General features: G+C 42.3%; 2 protein-coding genes and 2 rRNA genes. All 4 read left to right on the forward strand.

From position 1 onward, the window contains the following. A partial coding sequence (locus tag G6Q06_RS08090; RefSeq protein ID WP_205426777.1) for a hypothetical protein occupies window positions 1–227 on the forward strand: 227 nt, incomplete at its 5' end. A 440-nt stretch (window positions 228–667) separates the two neighbouring features. Beyond that, complete coding sequence (locus G6Q06_RS08765; RefSeq protein WP_275896966.1) at window positions 668–793, forward strand: hypothetical protein; 126 nt, start codon at window positions 668–670, stop codon at window positions 791–793. A 552-nt stretch (window positions 794–1,345) separates the two neighbouring features. Further along, window positions 1,346–4,683 (forward strand): 23S ribosomal RNA (locus G6Q06_RS08095). A 453-nt stretch (window positions 4,684–5,136) separates the two neighbouring features. Next, a 5S ribosomal RNA gene (gene rrf / locus G6Q06_RS08100) occupies window positions 5,137–5,252 on the forward strand.

Consider the following 5,252-nt stretch of genomic DNA (forward strand, 5'->3'; position numbering starts at 1 on the left):
TTTCCACCACTTCACAAGGATGCTCCATGAAAGCAGAGAATAACACCCAAAACATTGATGAACTCTTTGAAGAATTTGAAGAGATCAAAGATGATTTAAGCCATGTAGAGGAACAACTTGCACAGATTGCAAATGAACTCAAAGAGATAGGCCATGATTTAGACACACTGGATAATCTATTAAGCCAAGATAACCCCCAACAAAATAATCCTCAAGGTAACCCTTAAATTTAAGATGATCCTTAAACTTAAAAGAATAGAAAATTCTCCAATAAAATTTAAGAAATTAAAGATTTAAGAAATTAAAAGAATAGACAATCCTTAAATAAAGTTTAAGAAAATTAGAATTTAGGAAAGTTAATTTAAGAAAATTGAAAGGAATTAAAGAGAATTGAAGAGACCTGAATACGACAAAATTTAAGAAAGGAATTTAAGAGAATTTAAATTTAAGAGAATTTAAAAGAACTAAATTTCAAGATGAGAAAACCAAGTTTAAATAAGTTTAAACTAAATTTAAACAAAATTTAAGAAAACTAAAAGATCAAGAAAACTAAAAAATTTTTAAGAAATTTTGACCAAATAATCAGAGTCAAACAATAGCTAGAACTAGACAATCGCTAAGAATAATCAAGAACAATAAACCCTTGCGCAAGTTAAAAAGGTTTGACTTGAAAGACTTTAAAGAATTACAAAAAGATTTTAGAACAGATTATGATCATACCCTCCCTAGCATTGAGGAGTTTAAGAAGGCTAAAGCCTATTATCACAAGGAACAACTCCACACCGGATGTTAAACATCATTGAGGAGCGCGGAAAGACCCCATTGTGGAAAAGACAATCATCAGAATAACTAAACAATAACTAGAACAGATAATCACTAAAATAGCCAGACAATTACTAGATCACAATATCACAATCCAAACACCAGCCAACACTAAAAATCTTAAAGATCAAAAAAGCGAGCCACTCACCTAGCTACTACAAATGCTTTAACCCTAATAATATTTTAGAAAGCCTTATATTCAAAAAGCCTTGCTAAATCTTTCAGCATGCCTTAAGTTTATCAACGATAAAATCAGCTTTTGCTTCTAAGAAAGCTAGCCTTTTAAAGGGGTTTAGGGTTAAGTTTTAACGAGAATAAGCCTTATAAATTGTATTGATTGCAAAGATTGAGGTTTTTATCGCTTTTTCTCTTTTTCCTTTAAAGATAGGTTTTTAGTTTTCTTAGTGTTATTTGGTTTTTTATTGTTAATAGCCTATGTAAAGGGTAAACTACAAAGCCAAAAGAATTACACTCAATAAGGCGGTGAGCTGATGCAACACTTTAGCGGATATGTTAGAGTGGCAAGCAAGATAGAAAGAGTGGATGGTGGATGCCTTGGCAAAGAGAGGCGATGAAGGACGCACTAGACTGCGATAAGCTACGAGGAGCTGTCAAGGAGCTTTGATTCGTAGATCTCCGAATGGGGCAACCCAGCTTATGGCAACATAAGCTACTCTATTTAATAGAGGGCGAACCTAGCGAAGTGAAACATCTTAGTAGCTAGAGGAAAAGAAATCAAGTGAGATTCCCTAAGTAGTGGCGAGCGAAAGGGGAAAAGGGCAAACCGCGTGCTTGCATGCGGGGTTGAGGACTACAAGATTCTAAGAAAAGATTTAGCAGAAGCGCTTGGAAAAGCGTGCCATAGAAAGTGATAGCCTTGTATGCGAAAAGTTTTTTCAAAGATAGTAGAATCCAGAGTAGGTCAGGACACGAGAAATCCGGGCTGAAGCTGGGGAGACCACTCTCCAACCCTAAATACTCCTCTTTGACCGATAGCGCACAAGTACCGTGAGGGAAAGGTGAAAAGAACCGTGGGTAACGGAGTGAAATAGAACCTGAAACCATCTACTTACAATCATTCAGAGCCCTATTGTGGGTCCCTTTGAGGGATTGGAACGGGTTTAAAACCGTCATAAGTTTTTTTGTTGTATGCTTCGACTCGTATCTCTAATTTAGGAGGTTTTTATGGGTACGAGGACTGTTTTAGCTGGTTTAGCTTTTGTGAGCTGTGTTTCTGCCTACGATTCGTATTACAATAGCGATGGTAGCTATGGGCACAGAAATGGAAACACCACATACCATAGTGATGGGAGTTATTCTACACAGATGGGCAACACAACATACCATAGTGATGGTAGCTACTCCACGCAGATGGGCAATACGAGATACAATAGCGATGGAAGTTATTTGAATCGTATTGGAAACACCATTTACAATAGCGATGGAAGCTATTCAACGAAAATGGGCGATACGCTGTACCACAGCGATGGGACTTTTACCAATTTGCGGTAATCGCCATTTTTTCAATTCTTCAGAGGGACCCACAAGGGTGATGGACTGCCTTTTGCATAATGATCCTGCGAGTTGTGGTGTCTGGCAAGGTTAAGTGAAAAACGAGCCGTAGCGAAAGCAAGTCTGAATAGGGCGTTTTAGTCAGATGCTGCAGACCCGAAGCCAAGTGATCTATCCATGGCCAAGTTGAAGTAAGTGTAATAGCTTATGGAGGACTGAACCCGTGCCCATTGAAACGGGCTGGGATGAGCTGTGGATAGGGGTGAAAGGCCAAACAAACTTGGTGATAGCTGGTTCTCTTCGAAATATATTTAGGTATAGCCTCAAGTGGTGGCAAGAGGGGGTAGAGCTCTGATTGGACTAGGGCTGCTCGCCGCAGTACCAAACCCTGTCAAACTGCAAATACCTCTTGTTCTAACTTGGGAGTCAGGCGGTGGGTGATAAAATCAATCGTCAAGAGGGAAACAACCCAGACTACCAACTAAGGTCCCCAAGTTCTATTCTGAGTGGAAAAAGATGTGTGGTTACTCAAACAACCAGGAGGTTGGCTTAGAAGCAGCCATCCTTTAAAGAAAGCGTAACAGCTCACTGGTCTAGTGATCATGCGCTGAAAATATAACGGGGCTAAGATAGACACCGAAGTTGTAGATTGCACTTTGTGCAGTGGTAGAAGAGCGTTCTGTGCAGCGTTGAAGGCATACCGGTAAGGAGTGTTGGAGCGCACAGAAGTGAGCATGCAGGAATGAGTAGCGATAAGATGCGTAAGAATCGCATCCGCCGTAAATCTAAGGTTTCCTACGCGATGTTCGTCATCGTAGGGTTAGTCGGGTCCTAAGCCAAGTCTGAAAAGGGTAGGCGATGGCAAATAGGTTAATATTCCTATACCAATTAGGGTGTGCGATGGGAGGACGCATAAAGTTAGGTGAGCCAGCGGATGGAAGTGCTGGTCTAAGGGTCATAGATTAGGAGAGAGGCAAATCCGCTCCTGTATTCAAAACCTAAATAGGCTCCTAGAGATCTTTAAGATTGAAAGGAGAATCACTGATACTTTGTGCCAAGAAAAGTCTCTAAGTTTAGCTCTAATTGTCCGTACCGCAAACCGACACAGGTAGATGAGATGAGTATTCTAAGGCGCGTGGATGAACTCTCTTTAAGGAACTCTGCAAACTGACACCGTAAGTTCGCGATAAGGTGTGCCTACGCAAGTAGGTCTCAGCAAAGAGTCCCTCCCGACTGTTTACCAAAAACACAGCACTTTGCTAACTCGTAAGAGGAAGTATAAGGTGTGACGCCTGCCCGGTGCTCGAAGGTTAATTGATGGGGTTAGCAGCGATGCAAAGCTCTTGATCGAAGCCCGAGTAAACGGCGGCCGTAACTATAACGGTCCTAAGGTAGCGAAATTCCTTGTCGGTTAAATACCGACCTGCATGAATGGCGTAACGAGATGGGAGCTGTCTCAAAGAGAGGTCCAGTGAAATTGTAGTGGAGGTGAAAATTCCTCCTACCCGCAGCAAGACGGAAAGACCCCGTGGACCTTTACTATAGCTTAGCACTGCTAATGGGAATGCCATGCGCAGGATAGGTGGGAGGCTTTGAAGCAGACACTTTGGTGTCTGTGGAGTCATCCTTGAGATACCACCCTTGGCGTTTTTGTTAGCTAACTGGCCTAAGTCATCCTTAGGCAGGACAATGTTTGGTGGGTAGTTTGACTGGGGCGGTCGCCTCCTAAAGAGTAACGGAGGCTTACAAAGGTTAGCTCATGGCGGTTGGAAATCGCCAGTTGCGTGTAATGGCATAAGCTAGCTTAACTGCAAGAGAGACAACTCAAGCAGAGACGAAAGTCGGTCATAGTGATCCGGTGGTTTCGTGTGGAAGAGCCATCGCTCAAAGGATAAAAGGTACCCCGGGGATAACAGGCTGATCTCCCCCAAGAGCTCACATCGACGGGGAGGTTTGGCACCTCGATGTCGGCTCATCGCATCCTGGGGCTGGAGCAGGTCCCAAGGGTATGGCTGTTCGCCATTTAAAGCGGTACGCGAGCTGGGTTCAGAACGTCGTGAGACAGTTCGGTCCCTATCTGCTGTGGGCGTAGGAAAGCTGAGGAGAGCTGTCTTTAGTACGAGAGGACCGAGATGGACATGCCACTGGTGCACCAGTTGTTCTGCCAAGAGCACCGCTGGGTAGCCACGCATGGTTGTGATAAGAGCTGAAAGCATCTAAGCTCGAAGCCAACTCCAAGATGAGCTTTCCCTGAAGCTCGCATGAAGACTACATGTTTGATAGGGTGGGTGTGTAAGTGCAGCAATGCATTCAGCTAACCACTACTAATAGAGCGTTTGGCTTGTTTGCATGCTAGGTTACACCGCCTTATTGAGTGTAAGGCTTTGTAGAGACTTTACATGGCTATTTAGGTAGCTTTTTAGCTTTAAGCTTTTTAGCTTTTCTGTAGCTTTCAAGCACAATTTAAGCACAATTGCACAATTCTAGGCTTACTTAATGCAAAAGCTTAGAATACTTAAGGGCTAAAGGTGCTAAGAGAGCTTTAAAAGTTCTTTTAAGAGACTTGCCTAAGTAAATTGCTTAAATTAAAGAAAGCTTAGAGTTTTAAGCAATTTAAGCTTTCTGTGTGGCAAAGTTGTAGGAAGTTAAAGTTTACTTTTTTACAAAAGCTTAAGAGAGTTTACAAAAGCTTAAAAAAGAGCTAGCTAGTAAAGCTTTACTACAAGCTATGCTAAGGGGAAGTTTGCTTAAAAAAAGCTTCACTTAAGAGAAAGCTACACTACAGAAAAAGCTTGCTTTTTCTCCCGTGTCCCTAGTAGAGAGGAAATACCCAGCTCCATCCCGAACCTGGAAGTCAAGCTCTCTAACGCCGATGATACTGCTCTTTGCAAGAGTGGGAAAGTAGGGTGATGCGGGGG

The sequence above is a fragment of the Helicobacter suis genome (assembly GCF_902196135.1).
Classification (GTDB): domain Bacteria; phylum Campylobacterota; class Campylobacteria; order Campylobacterales; family Helicobacteraceae; genus Helicobacter; species Helicobacter suis_A.